Annotated in this window: 13 protein-coding genes; 12 read left to right on the top strand and 1 reads right to left on the bottom strand. The window is 67.0% G+C overall.

The annotated features are described in order from the left end of the window. Positions 1-121: 121 nt before the first annotated feature. From QFZ58_RS02255 to QFZ58_RS02235, 5 genes are all read left to right on the top strand, one after another. Positions 122-721 carry a hypothetical protein gene (locus tag QFZ58_RS02255; protein ID WP_307123180.1) on the top strand — a complete coding sequence of 200 codons (600 nt, stop codon included), beginning with the start codon at positions 122-124 and terminating at the stop codon, positions 719-721. A gap of 80 nt (positions 722-801) precedes the next feature. Beyond that, positions 802-1431 (top strand): hypothetical protein, encoded by a 630-nt coding sequence (locus tag QFZ58_RS02250; protein ID WP_307123179.1) that lies wholly within the window; start codon positions 802-804, stop codon positions 1429-1431. Between the two features lie 21 nt (positions 1432-1452). After that, a complete protein-coding gene (locus tag QFZ58_RS02245) occupies positions 1453-2409 on the top strand; it encodes a phage major capsid protein (protein WP_307123178.1) in 957 nt (318 codons plus the stop codon). Beyond that, positions 2409-3440 carry a glycosyltransferase family 4 protein gene (locus QFZ58_RS02240; protein WP_307123177.1) on the top strand — a complete coding sequence of 344 codons (1032 nt, stop codon included), beginning with the start codon at positions 2409-2411 and terminating at the stop codon, positions 3438-3440. Before QFZ58_RS02245 ends, QFZ58_RS02240 begins: the two co-directional genes overlap by 1 nt. A gap of 9 nt (positions 3441-3449) precedes the next feature. Next, a complete protein-coding gene (locus tag QFZ58_RS02235; RefSeq protein ID WP_307123176.1) occupies positions 3450-3857 on the top strand; it encodes a hypothetical protein in 408 nt (135 codons plus the stop codon). Between the two features lie 358 nt (positions 3858-4215). On the opposite strand, the gene QFZ58_RS02230 is transcribed toward QFZ58_RS02235, so the two are convergent. Continuing rightward, positions 4216-4563 (bottom strand): DUF4429 domain-containing protein, encoded by a 348-nt coding sequence (locus QFZ58_RS02230; RefSeq protein ID WP_307123175.1) that lies wholly within the window; start codon positions 4561-4563, stop codon positions 4216-4218. Here QFZ58_RS02230 and QFZ58_RS02225 point away from each other — a divergent pair. The 7 genes from QFZ58_RS02225 (at position 4562) to QFZ58_RS02195 (ending at position 13938) form a co-directional block, all read left to right on the top strand. Beyond that, positions 4562-4897 carry an HK97 gp10 family phage protein gene (locus QFZ58_RS02225; RefSeq protein WP_307123174.1) on the top strand — a complete coding sequence of 112 codons (336 nt, stop codon included), beginning with the start codon at positions 4562-4564 and terminating at the stop codon, positions 4895-4897. The two genes, QFZ58_RS02230 and QFZ58_RS02225, sit on opposite strands and share 2 nt — an antisense overlap. After that, positions 4897-5298 carry a hypothetical protein gene (locus QFZ58_RS02220; protein WP_307123173.1) on the top strand — a complete coding sequence of 134 codons (402 nt, stop codon included), beginning with the start codon at positions 4897-4899 and terminating at the stop codon, positions 5296-5298. The genes QFZ58_RS02225 and QFZ58_RS02220 overlap by 1 nt, the downstream gene beginning before the upstream one ends. 70 nt (positions 5299-5368) lie before the next feature. Beyond that, positions 5369-5956: a phage tail protein gene (locus QFZ58_RS02215; RefSeq protein WP_307123172.1), complete on the top strand. Its 588-nt coding sequence runs from the start codon at positions 5369-5371 to the stop codon at positions 5954-5956. A 91-nt stretch (positions 5957-6047) separates the two neighbouring features. After that, the gene (locus tag QFZ58_RS02210) at positions 6048-6464 is read left to right on the top strand and encodes a hypothetical protein (protein WP_307123171.1); all 417 of its coding nucleotides are present in this window, start codon (positions 6048-6050) and stop codon (positions 6462-6464) included. An 86-nt stretch (positions 6465-6550) separates the two neighbouring features. Then, complete coding sequence (locus QFZ58_RS02205; protein WP_307123170.1) at positions 6551-6889, top strand: hypothetical protein; 339 nt, start codon at positions 6551-6553, stop codon at positions 6887-6889. Between the two features lie 19 nt (positions 6890-6908). Beyond that, on the top strand, positions 6909-11693 hold the full coding sequence (locus QFZ58_RS02200) for a hypothetical protein (protein ID WP_307123169.1): 4785 nt from the start codon (positions 6909-6911) through the stop codon (positions 11691-11693). Between the two features lie 4 nt (positions 11694-11697). Then, positions 11698-13938: a hypothetical protein gene (locus tag QFZ58_RS02195; RefSeq protein WP_307123168.1), complete on the top strand. Its 2241-nt coding sequence runs from the start codon at positions 11698-11700 to the stop codon at positions 13936-13938. The last annotated feature ends 3 nt before the right edge of the window (positions 13939-13941 follow it).

The raw sequence follows: 13941 nt of genomic DNA, 5'->3' as shown, positions 1-13941 counted from the left end.
CTTGTCCCGGCTGCTGCTCCGGGACGTTGGCAGGCTGTGGCGGCTCTTCAGCCCGGCCCGACCAGCATCGTTCCCGGACTGGTTGGAGGCTGCCCATGAGGTAGTCGTCCGGTATGGCGACATGTCCGCTTCGTTGGCTGCCGAGTTCTACGATGCCCAGCGCGCCGACGCGGACGTCGGTGACGCGTTCACCGTTCCGCTGGCGGACTCTCCGCCTGCCGACCAGACGGAGACGGTTTTACGCTGGGCGACGCATGATGTGTGGCCACAGGACGCCGATGCTGAGACGCAGCGCGAGCCGCTGGCTTCACGCCTTGCCGTCGCGGAACGCCAGACGGGAGCGGTTACTCAGAAGCTTGTCGCCGACCAGGGCCGGGAGACAATCCGGCAGGCAGCTCGCGTAGATCGGCAGGCAGTCGGCTACGCAAGAGCTGCTGCCCTGGGCGCCTGCTCGTTCTGCAAGCTGATGGCGTCCCGCGGCATGGTCTACAAGACGGCTGGGACCGCCGGCCGGGATGCCAACGACAAGTTCTCTGGGGACGCGTCGTTGGCGAAGTTCCACGACAACTGCCACTGCGGCATCATTCCCGTCTTTCGCGGTCAGCGCTTTGAGCTGTCCGCCCATGCGCAGGAATGGGATCGGCTGTATCGCGAGTACGCGGCCCCATTTCCTGGTGATCAGCTGCGCCGGTTCCGGCGCGCGATCGCCGAGCACGGCTGAGGCCGTCGCTCACTGATTCACATGGTCGCCCTGGTGGCGGCCTTTCTCATTTCCACCCGCCCCTGGAGGGCCGATTCGTCATGACTGAAGAGACCGAGAGCACTGAGCAGCAGGCCGAGACCGGCACCGAGGAGGCCGTCGAGGAGACGGCGACCGAGGAGAACGGCACCGAGTCCACGGACGACGCCCAGGAGGCGACGACCGAGGAGGAGAAGCCGTTCGACCGGAAGCGCGCCGAAGCGAAGATCCGCAAGGTGAACTCGGAGGCCGAGGGCCTCCGTAAGCGCCTGAAGGAACTGGAGCCGAAGGCAGCGGAGCTGCAACGCATCAAGGATGCCGAGAAGTCGGACACCGAACGCCTCGCCGACCAGCTGGCTGCCGCGAACGAGCGGATCGACAAGACCCGCAAGCGCCTGGTGAAGAGCCAGGTGCAGGCCCTTGCCGGGGCGTCGTTCGCGGATCCCGAGGATGCGGTCGGCGCTCTGGATCTTGACTCGTACATCGACGGCGATGGCGACATCGACGAGGCGGCCATCGAGGCCGACCTCCAGGCGCTGTTGGAGCGCAAGCCGCACTGGGCGAAGGCCCAGCCCCAGGAGGGCCCGCGGCGTCCCGCACCGGATCGCACTCAGGCGTCCGGCGCTAACAAAAGCAGGCCCCCCGCGCCCGGCGACGAGTTCGCCGGCTGGCTGAAGCCGCAGCTCAAGTAGCTGCAGAGAAGGTAGGACACCATGGCGGTCACCGCCCCCCTGAAGATCACCGATGTCAACGATGCGCTCCTGCCGAGGACTCTGGCCGGGCCCATCTTCGAGAAGTCCGTCGAGCAGTCCGCGGTGATGGCGCTGGCGCGGCAGGCTCCGCTGGCCCTGGACGCGACCACGTCGGTTCCGATCCCGATGGACGTGCCGACCGCAGACTGGGTGGGCCAGGCGGCACGCAAGCCGCTGTCGACCTCGTCGGTCGGCGTGAAGCAGATGACCGCGAAGAAGCTCGCGGTCCTCATACCGGTCGCCGAAGAGGTCGTCATGACCAACTCGGGTGGCCTGTGGACGCAGCTCCAGACGGATCTCCCGACCGCGTTCGCCCGCGCGTTCGACCACGCGGCGATCCACGGCAAGACCATGAAGGGTGCCACCGGCCCCTTCTCCGACTACCTGGCCATGACGTCCAACGCTGTGGCGCTGGGTACGGCCACACAGGCGCAGGGCGGTATCTGGGCGGACTTCGTCAACGGGATGGCGGAGGTCATCGACGAGGACTGGGACTACACCGGGACGGTCGCTGACCACCGGCTGAAGCCGTCTCTGCTGCTGGCGACGGACACGACGGGCCGGCCGATCCTGGTCGACACGACGGTTCCGGGGACGCAGATGGCGTCGGCGGGCACCCTGATCGGCGAGCCGCTGGCGTACTCGCGGAGCGTGTCGGGCAAGCAGCGCCGGCAGTCGGCGAGCTCGGACACGGGTCTGCGTGCGATCGGCGGCGACTGGTCGCAGGCGGCCTACGGGGTGGGCATGGACATCACCGTGCGCATCTCCAAGGAGGCGACCTACGTCGACGAGGAGGGTGGCGTTCACTCGGCGTTCCAGGAGAACCTGGTTCTCCTGCTGGCGGAGGCCTACTACGGCTACGTACAGGGTGACGCGGATGCGTTCGTGAAGTACACCGGCACGCCTTCGGGGTCCTGATGGTGGCCGTCCCGGTCTCCGCGCCGGGCGGGACGGCCAAGCCGCTTCGGATTGTGGCCCGGGTGCATGCGATGCCCCCTGAGCACAATGCGGGGGCTGAGCACATGCTCGTGTCGATGCTTCGTCCGTTGGTGGAGCGTGGTCACGACGTGCAGGTCTGGCTGTCCCGGTACGGAAAGGCCTCCAAGGCCTACGAGTACCGGGGTATCCAGGTGGTGCCGCTGGAAGCTCGTCTGGACTTCCCGACCGCGGTGAAGCGCGCGCATGTTCTGGTGTCGCACCTGGAGTGCGTACCTCAGACGGCGTCGCTGGCCCGCGGGTACGGCCGGCCGTTGGTGGTGGTCTGCCACAACACGCACCGGCCCACCTTCCGGGACGCCGCGGCGGGCGGGACCGCCCTGGCGGTCTACAACAGTCAGTGGATGCAGCGGGAGGCCGAGCTGTTCTACGCCGAGTACCCGAAGAGCGTCCGGCCGGCCAGTGAGCTGATCGTGCGCCCGCCCGTCTTCGCCAACGAGTACGCGACGAAGCCCGGCAAGGCGATCACCTTGGTCAACTGCAATCCGGAGAAGGGCGGGCGCGTCCTCGAGGCCCTGGCCAAGCGGATGCCGGATCAGCAGTTCATTGCGGTGCGCGGCGCCTACGGGGAGCAGATCCTCCCGGACCTGCCGAACTTCGAGGTCGTCGAGCACGTGGACGGCCAGGATATGCGGGACCAGGTGTACGGCCGCACGAAGGTGCTGCTGATGCCCAGCTCCTACGAGTCTTGGGGGCGGGCCGGCGTCGAGGCGTTGGCCAGCGGAATTCCCGTTGTCGCCCACCCGACCCCGGGCCTCACGGAGTCTCTTGGTGAGGCCGGGATTTTCGTGGACCGCGAAGACCTGGACGGCTACGAGGCAGTTCTCCGGAAGCTCCTTACGGCCCCCGAGTATCGGCTGGCGTCAAAGCGTGCGAAGGCCCGGTCTGCCGAGCTGAACCCTGCTGCTGAGCTGGCCGACTGGTGCACTGCTATCGAGGGCTTGGCCCGGTAGGAGGTCGTCATGGCGTTCGTGGCTCCCACGGCTGAGCAGCTCGGCATGTACCTCGGGATGGATGAGATCGATGGGGACCGGGCGGATCTGCTGATTCAGCAGGCTGTGGCCTTGGCGCAGTCGGTGGTCAAGCCTTTGCCGGATGAGGCGACTGCCGTGGTGCTGTCTGTTGCTGGCCGCGCCTATGTGAATCCGCAGCAGGTCTCTTACGAGACGATCGGTCCGATGTCGGTGCAGCGTCCGTCCGGGTCGGGTGGTTTGTATCTGACGAAGGCCGACAAGGCTGCGTTGAAGAGCCTTGCCGGCCGGGGTGGTGCGTTCACTGTCGATCCGACGCCGGCGACGGCTGATCCTTCGCCGACGTGGCCTCTGGATGACCTGTCTTGGGATGGCGAGTATGAGCCGGGGTGGTCGTAGTGCCTGCCCCGTATCCGTATGGGGAGACGGTGCGGGTTCTTCGTACCGGTGCCTCCCCTGGCCGGGATCCACGCGGACAGCCGTTGCCGGGCGCCGATGAGTCCTTCGATCTGGTGGGCTGTGTGGTGACTCCGCGCGCGGAGACTCCGACGGTCGGCGGGGATGAGCAGCAGGCCAGGGACACAGTGATCGTCGGGTATACGGTGTACGCCCCGGCGGGCAGCTCGGTCCGCACCACGGACCGATGCCGGATCCGTGGTGAGACCTGCGACATCACTGGATGGCCTGGCGATTGGGGTCAGTCCCCGTTCACTGGCGCCCGTGGTCCGGTGCAGTTCGCTGCCGACCGAGTGACGGGCTAGCCGCGGGCTTGCTCGACGGCGGCCACGAGCTTCTCGGCGGCGCCGTTGGCGCTGTGGCGGATCGACAGGCTGTGCGGGTCGGACTGCGGCGGTCGGCCGCCGGTGAGCAGGCTCTTTGACTCGGTCGCGGCTGGGCTGCCTGGGAGCAGGAACTGCACGTAGCCGTGGTACAGGCGGGTGCCGGGCTTGAGCCTGGTGCCGGTGATCTCGGCGGCCCTGATGCGGAACTGGCGGTCTTGCTGGCCGATCTCCTTCTTTGTGATGGTGACCCATTCGCCGTCGAAGCTGATGGATCCCTGTACGCCCTTGACGTCCATGCCGCCCCCAGATGAGTAGGTGGTCATGATGCCCGCGAAGTTCAAGATGTCCAAGAAGGGCGTCGGGCAGCTTCTCAACTCGCCGATGGTCAGTGCTGAGATGCTGCGCCGGGCTGAAGTGATCAAAGGGGTTGCTGAGGCCATCTCGCCCGTTGGCGGGCCCGGTGATCCGCACAGCGGCGCGTACAAGGCTGACTGGCATGCCGAAGTGCGTAAGAAGCAGGTCGGGCGCTCCCGCAAAAAGCGTCCAGTCGGTGTTGTGTGGAACCCGTCGTACTATGCGCGCTGGGTCGAGTACGGCACGGAACGCGTGCGAGCCCATCACGTCTTGCTGCGAGCGGCTCAGGCGGGTGGGCGCTAATGGGTGCCGTCGGCTCAGTCGACCTCGAACTCGACGTCATTCAGTGGCTTCAGGCCAAGGCTGGCTTCGACGTGGTGGTCCGCGACGAGGTCGACAACAACTTGCTCCAAGAGCTTCCGACGATCCAGGTGCAGCGGCTACCGGTCGGGGATGACGACGGCCTGCGCCTCGACCGCGCCCTCATCGACGTCGATGTGTACGCGGCGACCAGAGGCGAGGCGCTCGAACTAGCCGGTCTGGTCCGCGGCTGGCTCCTGCTCGAGCTGCGCGGCTCGAAGACTGACCGCGCCCAGTACGGGCGGGTCAGATCCTCGCCCCCACCGGCCATCCGGCCTTACGAAAACACCGGGCTTCGTCGCGCCGGTGCCGTCTACGAGATCTACTCGCACCCGGCCTCCTGACCACCCCTTGGGCCCGCGCCGTGCCCCTGTCCCGCCCGTGCGCGGGCTTTTCCATGTCTGGAGACACATCATGGTTCTCATCACCCGCGCTGCGGAGTTGGCACTCGTCGGCGCGAACGGCGCTGGCTGGGTGGCCCCTGTCGGCACCCCCGCCCTCGACTCGCCTCTGAGTCAGCCGCCCGCTCCGTGGGAGCCGCTGGGCGCTATCAGCGACGATGGCCTCACCTACGGCTTCGACGAGGACAGCCAGGAGTTCACGCCCTGGGGTTTGACCAGTCCGTTCCGAACCCAGATCACCAAGTCCGTGAGGACGTTCGGGCTGACGGTGTGGGAGACCAGCCGTGTCGCAGTCATGAGCCTTCAGAACCGGCTGGACGCGGCAGAGCTAACGCCGGACGAGGACGGCATCACGAAGTATGCCGACACGGCCAGCCCGGTTCCGGACCGGCGTGCGTTCTGGTTTCTCGTCATCGACGGCGACGCCTACAAGGGCTTCTACGTCCCTCAGGGCGAGGTCAACGACCGCAGTGACGTCACGTTCAAGCAGGACGAGATGTCCGGCTTCGAGTGGACGATCACTACGTACCCCGACGAGGCCGGTAACACCGTCTACCACGTCGACAAGCTGCCCGTGACGCCTGCGTACACGGGCTCCTGAGCTGGGTGGGCGGGTCACTTCTGCTGGCGCGGGCCCGACCCGCCCACCCTTTCTTCCCATGCCCGCGCCGTGATTGAGGAGGCCCGCGCCGATGGCCGCGAACAGCCGTACCACTGCCCGCAAGACCGCTACCCGCCCCGTCCGCACTGTCCGCGAGGCCGCGCCCGCCGAAGCGGAGGTCCGAGAGGACACCGGACTCAGTCCCGCGGACGCGCAGGAGATCGAGGCTGAGGGGCACTACCTCTCTGCTGACCTGTGCGGTGAGGAACTCGACATCGTCCCGTCCGGTGCGTGGCGCCAGACCACGATGCGCAAGCTGAACAACAACCAGATGGACGCCTTCATGGAGGACGTCTTGAGCCCCGAGTCCTACGAGCTGTACCTCGAGCTCGACCCGACGAACGCGGAGCTCGGTGACTTCATCAGCGCGGCGAGCGAGACGTCCGGGGAGCCGGTGGGAAAGTCCGGTGGACCCAGTCGGTCGTCGAGGCGCACGCGGAGGCGGTAGAGGCCGACCTGGCTCACCACTACCCAAGGGATGCCGACCAGATCGATGCCTTCTGGCGGGGTGAGATGTCGTCTCGCCGGCTGCGTGTGCTGATTCAGGGGTTGCCGCCGCAGTCGCTGACGATGACTGCTCTCCGCAACGCCTTGTCTCCGGAGGAGCTGGAGGAGCAGTCGCAGAACGGCCGGCCCGAGGAAGGCCGTTGGTCGATGGACCAGCAGCTTTTGGCCGGTATCACGGATGCGTTGAGGGACCTGCAGTACATCACTGTCGTCGCGAACAGCGACGGCAAGGGGCGCAAGCCGAAGCGCCCGGAGCCTATGCGTAGGCCGGGTGTGGGTGCGGCGGTTCCGAAGAAGCGCGAGTCTCTGACCGACGCGCATGCCGACTTCCTGTTCAACATGATCAACCCTGGCGGCGCGGCCTGACGCGCGGGAGGAGGCTCCCGTGGCGATCAGTGTCGGTTCGGTCGAGGTCGATGTTATTCCGAACACCCGTGGGATCTACCAGCACCTGCGGTCCAGCCTTGTCCCTGCTGCGACGCGTGCTGGCAGTGACGCTGGCAATGCGGCAGGGCGGGCATTCGGCCCGGCGATGCAGTCTCAGGTCGGGAACGTTGGTCTTCAGATTGGCCGACAGATCGGCCAGCAGATCGCAGCGCAGATCACTGCCCAGATCCGGACGTCGCTGACGCAGGGCATCAGGCAGGGTGGCGCGGCAGCCCGTCCCGCCGCGACGCGACAGGGAGAGGAGACGGGTGGTGCGTTTGCCCGCGCCGCCCGCGCCCGAATCGAGGCTGCTTTCCGGAGCCTCCCTGACATCACGGTGGGCGCTGACACGTCAGAGGCCGACTCCGATCTGCAGGCTCTTCGCGCCCGCATGGAGAGCCTTGCTGGCAAGAGGATTGGTGTCGACATCGACGCCACCGAGGCTCGCGCAGAGATCACTGACATCGAGGAGCAGCTTCGCCGCCTGGGAGCGTCGCACCCTGATGTAACAGTGCGGGCGGACACCGCCAGGGCTCGTGCCGAGCTGGCAGCGGTGCGCGAGGAGATCGACCGGATCTCCGCCAACCCGGGCACAATCCGGCTGGAGACGGACGGGTCTTTCGGACAGCGGCTGCGAGCGCAGGTTCAGGCTGCCGAGGCGTCCCTGCCGAACATCAACATCGGTGCGGACACCTCGCCGGCCCAGGCTGAGATTGCTTCTCTCCGAGGCCAGCTCACGGCTCTGAGCGACCAGCGCATCGGTATCGACATCGACGCCGCAACTGCCCTGGCGCGCATCACGGAACTGCAGGCCCGCCTTCAGCGCCTGTCCGCCTCCGATGCGGATGTAGCCGTGCGGGTCGATGCGGCGAACGCCATGGCGCAGCTGGCTGTGGTGCAGGCGATGGTGACGCGCCTCGACGGGCAGTCGGCGCGCGTCAACGTCAATACGGCTGGTGCGCTAAACGCGATCCTGCACCTGACGGTCGCAATTGGTGGCCTGGCCGTGATCCCGGCGATCCCTGTGCTGGCTGCTGGGATCGGTGCGATCGGGTCGGCTGCTGTGGCGGCCGGTGTGGGTGTCGGGGCGCTGGCTGCTGTGGCCATTCCTGCGGTCATCAACATTGCGGGCGCGCTGCAGGCGCAGAAGGCGGCCCAGGACGCGGCGTCGGCGTCGACGATGAAGGGTGCCCAGTCCAGCGGGCAGGGCGCTTCGAAGGCGCTGCAGTTGGCCGGCGCCCAGCAGTCTTTGGCGTCGGCGCATCGGAACGCGGCCCGGCAGATCGGCCAGGCCGAGCAGGCCGTCGGGGACGCGGTCCGTTCGTCGGCTGAGGCGAATCGGCAGGCCGCCCAGCAGGTCAAGCAGGCCCGCCAGTCTCTGGCGGATGCGGTGCAGCAGGCCGCGGACCGGCAGCGGGACTCGGCGGAGCAGGTGGCCCGGGCTGAGGAGTCGCTGGCGGACGCTCAGCGCACCGCGCGGCAGGCCCAGCAGGATCTGACGCAGGCCCGCAGGGATGCTGCCCAGGAGCTCGCGGACCTGGCGGATCAACTGGCGAACGCGAGGCTGTCGGAGCGGGATGCGACTCTCGACGTCCAGGAGGCGCAGGCCCGGCTTCGGGCCGTACAGGCAGTCGGGTCGAAGGCCACGATCGTCGAGCAGCAGCGTGCGCAGCTTGCTTACGACCAGGCTGTGCAGCGTCTCAAGGAGCAGAAGGCTGAGACGCGCAGCCTGTCCTCGGAGCAGGCGAAGGCAGACAAGGCGGGCGTCGAGGGGTCGGAGACGGTCAAGGCTGCGCAGGAGCGTATTGCTGAGGCCGAGAAGGATGTCGCGGACCAGGGCAAGGCCCTGTCGAAGGCCCGCGATGATGCTGCCCGGCAGCAGGTCAAGAGTCAGCAGGACATTGCGCAGGCGCAGGAGAAGGTCGCCGAGTCGCAGCGCAATGTGGCAAAGACGCAGGCTGATGGTGCCCGGTCGGTGCAACGGGCCCAGGAGTCCCTTGCTGCCGCTCAGCAGTCGGCTGCTGATTCGATTGCTGGTGCTCAGCGTCAGATTGCCTCCGCGTCGCAGTCGGCGGCCGGGGGTGTGGATCAGGCTGCCCTGGCGCAGGCGAAGTACCGGGCGGAGCTGGCGAAAATGACGCCGGCCGCGCGTGGCACGTTCGACGCGTTCGTGTCGCTGCGTTCCGCGTTCAAGGCGTGGTCGACGTCGCTTCAGCCTCAGGTGATGCCGCTGTTCACCCGGGCGCTGATCGGGCTGAAGAACTCCCTGCCTGGGTTGACGCCGTTCGTTCTGGCCGCTGCCCGGGCGATTGGTGAGCTGCAGGATCGGGTGTCGGCCGGCTTCAAATCGCCGTGGTGGAAGGGGTTCAAGGCGGATCTGGCGGGCTCTGTAGAGCCCGCGATCGTCGGCCTGGGCGTTTCCTTCGGCCGGACGTTCAAGGGCATGGCCGGAATCATCCAGGCCTTCCTGCCGCACATGGATTCCATCTCGCAGCGGATGCAGGACATCACCGGCCGGTTCGCGAACTGGGGCACGAGCCTGAAGGGCTCGGAAAAGTTCGAGGGCTTCCTCGCCTACTCGAACCGGATGGGGCCAATCCTCGCGGAGGCCATCGGCGACATCAGCTCGGCGTTCTACCAGCTGTCGAAGGCGGTCTCACCACTATCCGGCCCGGTACTGAAGGCCCTGGGCGCGGTGGCTCTTGCTATCGCGGACATTGCCCGGGACCTGCCGTGGCTGATCCAACTGCTCTATGCGGTGTGGATTGCCACGAAGCTGTGGACGCTCGCAATGCTCGCCTTCAACCTGGTGATGGACGCGAACCCGATCACGCTCATCATCGTCGGAATCGTCGCGCTCGTCGCCGCGGTCATCTACGCGTACAAGAACTTCGCCTGGTTCCGTGACCTCGTCAACGGGGTGTGGTCGGCAATCCAGACGGCCGCCCTGTGGGCGTGGAACAATGTCCTGAAGCCTGTCTTCAACGGTATCTGGGCTGCGCTGAAGGCCGTGGGGGCGGTGGCATCGTGGCTGTGGGCGAACGTCCTGTCGCCGGTATTCAACTTCATTGCTACGGCAGCGAAGATTCTTTTCACGGCGCTCGTTGTTGTGGTGTTGCTGCCGATCATTGCCGCAATCAAGGTGCTCGGTGCGATCGGGAAGTGGTTGTGGGACAGGGCGTTGGGGCCGGCGTTTCGGGCGATCGGGGCTGCGGCGTCCTGGTTGTGGAAGAACGTTTTCAATCCCGTTTTCACGGGGATCGGCGACAAGGCGAAGTGGCTGTGGAACAACGCGGTCAAGCCCGTGTTCGGCCAGTTCAAGACGGGTATTCAGCAGCTCGCCGACAAGGCGAAATGGTTGTGGAGCAACGTCCTGTCACCGGTGTTCGGGTGGATTGGCGACAAGGGCAGGTGGCTGTGGGACAAGGCGCTGAAGCCCGCGTTCGACAACATCAAGAAGGGCGTAAAGCTGGTCTCCGATTCCTTCGGAACGGCCAAGGACGCCATCAAGAAGGCATGGGACAAGCTCGAGGGAATCGCGAAGAAGCCTGTGGCCTTCATCGTGAATACGGTGTACGAGAAGGGAATCCGCCCCACCTGGAACACTGTGGCCAAGGTGTTCGGGGCGCCGACCCTTCCTGCTGCGAAGGGGTTTGCTCGCGGGGGTGTTCTTCCGGGGGCGTCCACCTACCGGCAGGGTGACGACCAGCTCGTTCCGATGCGCCGCGGTGAGGGCGTGTACGTCTCCGAGGCAATGCGGGATCCGTATGAGCGGGCCCGCCTCCACGCCGTCAACCAGGCCGCCATGCGCGGTAAGCCGCTGTCCGAGTTCCAGGGCTTCGCGAAGGGCGGCATCTTCGACTGGGTCGGGAAGGCCGCCTCGAAGACCGTCGACTTCGCTAAGACTGGCGCGAGCTGGCTGAAGGACGGGATGAAGGCGTCCGCGACAGCTGGTCTTAACGCTGTCGTGAAGCCGCTCGTGTCGAAGATCGCCGGGTCGAAGTCTCTGTATCGGGACATGGTGACCGGCATCCCGAAGAAGATGATCAAAGCGATCGTCGGTTTCTCCGGCCAGGCCGACACCAAGCTGGGCCAGGCGGGCATCGGAGGCGGAGGATTCAAGGCGGGCCTCAAGTGGGCGCGCACCCAGAACGGCCTGCCCTACCAGTGGGGCGGCAACGGCAACCCCAGCTGGGACTGCAGCGGACTGACGTCCGCCATCGAGTCCGTCATCCGAGGCCAGAAGCCTCATCGCAGGTGGGCAACCGGCTCCTTCTCCGGGAAGACCGCCCCGGGCGGATGGCAGCTAGGCGGCAAATCCCCGTACATGATCGGCATCACCAATGCCGGTGTCGGCCACACCGCGGGCACCATCAACGGCGTCAACGTGGAAAGCAGGGGCGGGGGCGGGGTCGTCATCGGCAGCCGGGCCCGCTCGTACATGGACCCCCTGTTCACGCACCGGTACGCCTACAAGGGCAAGTACGACTCCGGAGGCTACCTCCAGCCCGGACTGAACTTGGCCTACAACGGGACCGGGAGGCCCGAGCCCGTGTTCACGACGGCGCAGGCCAACGCGCTCACGTCGGTAACGGCAGGCGGCGGCGTTGCAGACGGACCGGTCGAGATGACAGGCCAACTGGTCCTCGACTCCGGTGAGCTCATGGGCAAGTTCAGGGGCGTCGTCCGCCAGGAGAACTCCGCAGTGCTGACAGCTCTCAGGTCCCGACCGGTAGGGAGGTAGCAAAGTGGCGATTCCCGGGAACTTCCTGTCGCTGACCACGGAATCCATGGATCCGAACGTGTCCGGGTGGACGCCCAGGATCAATTGCACGATCAGTCAGGGCACGGGCGGCCGGAACGGCGACGGCACCTTGCGGCTGGCGTCGTCGGCGGCGGGGGAGATGCAGGCCCGAACGGCATCGTCCTACGACGTCACATCCGGTGAGATTTACGCTGCGTTCGCCGATGCTTCGGGTGTCACGGTGCCGGAACGGATCGGCATCCGGTGGATCACAGCATCGAACGCCGAGGTGGGCATCACGTGGGGCCTCACGACGTCGACGGCCTCTTCGTCATGGCACAGGATCGGGGTCGGCGGGGTGGCCCCGATGGGGGCCACCCGGGCCCAGGTTCTCGTGTCCGCGACGGCCGCCGGTGCGGGCGTCGTCAACCATTTCGAGAATGTGTACTTCGGCTGGCCGCTCCGCTTCGCCGGGAATTTGCTGTCCTTCAACGCCGAGCAAATGGAGATCAGCGCTGCCGGCTGGGCTGTGGAATCGAACTGCGCCCTGAGTACGAGCGTGCCCATGCTGCAGTGGCCGGTCGACTGGTACTGGGCCGGCGGCGAGATGCTGACCCTGACGGTGACCGCGAACGGCAACGCGGCGGCGCTGTCACCTGAGCGACCGCCTGTCACGCCCGGAGCCGAGTACGTCGCCTACGGGTACCTCACCCCGCCGACGTCCGGATCGGCGGCATGGATCGAGCTGCGCTACTACAACGCGGCCGGCGTCCAAGTGCAGGCCAATCGGTCCGTCCTGGCGGCGCCGGGAACGGGGCTGTACCGGCAGATCACTTCGGGTGTGGCGCCTGCGACCGCAGCCACAGCCTCGGTCGCTATCGGCATCACAGGTGCGACTGCGGGGCAAATCGTCCGCTCGGACGGCGTTGTCCTCAAGGCCCGGACCACCGTCATCACCGGCTCGGTGCCGGAGACGAGCGTCGTCGCCTACGCAGACGCCGAATTCGAAGCCGGCGTCGGGCAGTGGACGGTGACGTCCGGTACGGGCACGATCGCCCGCTCCACCCCGTGGGGTGCCCAGTCGGTCAGCGCCAGCTACAGCCTGACCCTGACCTCTGCGACGGCCACGGCCACCACTCTGCGGTCCGGGAAGTATCCGGTGCAGCAGCTTCTCTCGTGGCGCCCGGCGGTCACCTTTCACCGGACGGCCGGCTCATGGACCGTGTCCCTGTCGGTCCGTTGGTACGACGCCACCGACACCTTGATCTCGACGTCCACGAGCCCCGCGGATCCGCTGCCTGCGACCGGCTGGTGGACGTTCTTCAACGATTTCACGGCCCCGGCCGGGGCGGTTACCGGGCAGGTCGAGCTGCCTGTCACGGCGACCAGTACCTCGTCGGTCCTGCAGATCGACTGGGTGCGCCTGTCTCAGCGGCTGCCCGCGTCGCAGGTGACCGCCGACGACGCCACGGCCAGCATTCAGCTGGTCGTGCGGGAGCTCGATACCACCCGCACGATGACGCTGTACCGCATCACCCAGGGCGGCGCGCGCACCATCGTCCGCGGGCGCACCGGCCTGCTGGACAATGTCCCGGTCTCCGCTGAAACGCTGGTGGTGGAGGACTACGAAGCGCCGCTTGGCGTCCCGGTCAGCTACCGGCTCGAGATGTACGACGGCACGACGGGCGTCTACACCGGATCAACATCCACAACGTCCGTGACTATCGACCCGGGCGACCGCAACTACTCCTGGCTGAAGGACCCGGCCCGGCCGCAACTGAATGTCCGGGTGATGGTCAAGCAGGCGCCGGACTGGTCGCAGCCGATCGACCGGGCGGTGATGCGGATCCGGGGCCGGCAGAACGCCTTGGTCCTCTCGGGCGTCCGTAGCGGCCGTGAAGGCTCGCTGGTGCTGTGGACGCAGACGGACCAAGGCCGGGAGGCCCTGCGCCTCCTCCTGGCGACCGGGTCGGTACTGCTGTGGCAGTCCACCCCCGAAATGGGCGAGCCGGACATCTACGTGTCGGTTGGCGACTCGGCGGCACCACGGGTGGTGCCGTATGCACCGGAACCGTGGCGGGAATGGACGCTGCCCCTGACAGAGGTGGACCGGCCTATCACCGGCCTGGCCGGCTCAGGCACGTGGACCGTGCAGGACGTCCTCGTCGAGAACGCCACGGTGCTGTCGCTGCTTGACCGGTACGCCACAGTCCTCGTCCTGGCGCTCGATCAGCGCACCACCTAGGAG

It is taken from the genome of Streptomyces sp. B1I3 (genome assembly GCF_030816615.1).
In the GTDB taxonomy this organism is placed as follows: domain Bacteria; phylum Actinomycetota; class Actinomycetes; order Streptomycetales; family Streptomycetaceae; genus Streptomyces.
The sequence above is the reverse complement of the archived record's forward strand: the minus strand, read 5'-3'. Positions and strand labels throughout refer to the sequence as shown.

Bases quoted from the DNA above. Each gene is read 5' to 3' on its own strand.
- QFZ58_RS02230 (WP_307123175.1), bottom strand. From the start codon at position 4,563: ATGACCACCTACTCATCTGGGGGCGGCATGGACGTCAAGGGCGTACAG.
- QFZ58_RS02215 (WP_307123172.1), top strand. From the start codon at position 5,369: ATGGTTCTCATCACCCGCGCTGCGGAGTTGGCACTCGTCGGCGCGAAC.
- QFZ58_RS02225 (WP_307123174.1), top strand. From the start codon at position 4,562: ATGATGCCCGCGAAGTTCAAGATGTCCAAGAAGGGCGTCGGGCAGCTT.
- QFZ58_RS02250 (WP_307123179.1), top strand. From the start codon at position 802: ATGACTGAAGAGACCGAGAGCACTGAGCAGCAGGCCGAGACCGGCACC.
- QFZ58_RS02210 (WP_307123171.1), top strand. From the start codon at position 6,048: ATGGCCGCGAACAGCCGTACCACTGCCCGCAAGACCGCTACCCGCCCC.
- QFZ58_RS02255 (WP_307123180.1), top strand. From the start codon at position 122: ATGTCCGCTTCGTTGGCTGCCGAGTTCTACGATGCCCAGCGCGCCGAC.
- QFZ58_RS02220 (WP_307123173.1), top strand. From the start codon at position 4,897: ATGGGTGCCGTCGGCTCAGTCGACCTCGAACTCGACGTCATTCAGTGG.
- QFZ58_RS02235 (WP_307123176.1), top strand. From the start codon at position 3,450: ATGGCGTTCGTGGCTCCCACGGCTGAGCAGCTCGGCATGTACCTCGGG.
- QFZ58_RS02240 (WP_307123177.1), top strand. From the start codon at position 2,409: ATGGTGGCCGTCCCGGTCTCCGCGCCGGGCGGGACGGCCAAGCCGCTT.
- QFZ58_RS02245 (WP_307123178.1), top strand. From the start codon at position 1,453: ATGGCGGTCACCGCCCCCCTGAAGATCACCGATGTCAACGATGCGCTC.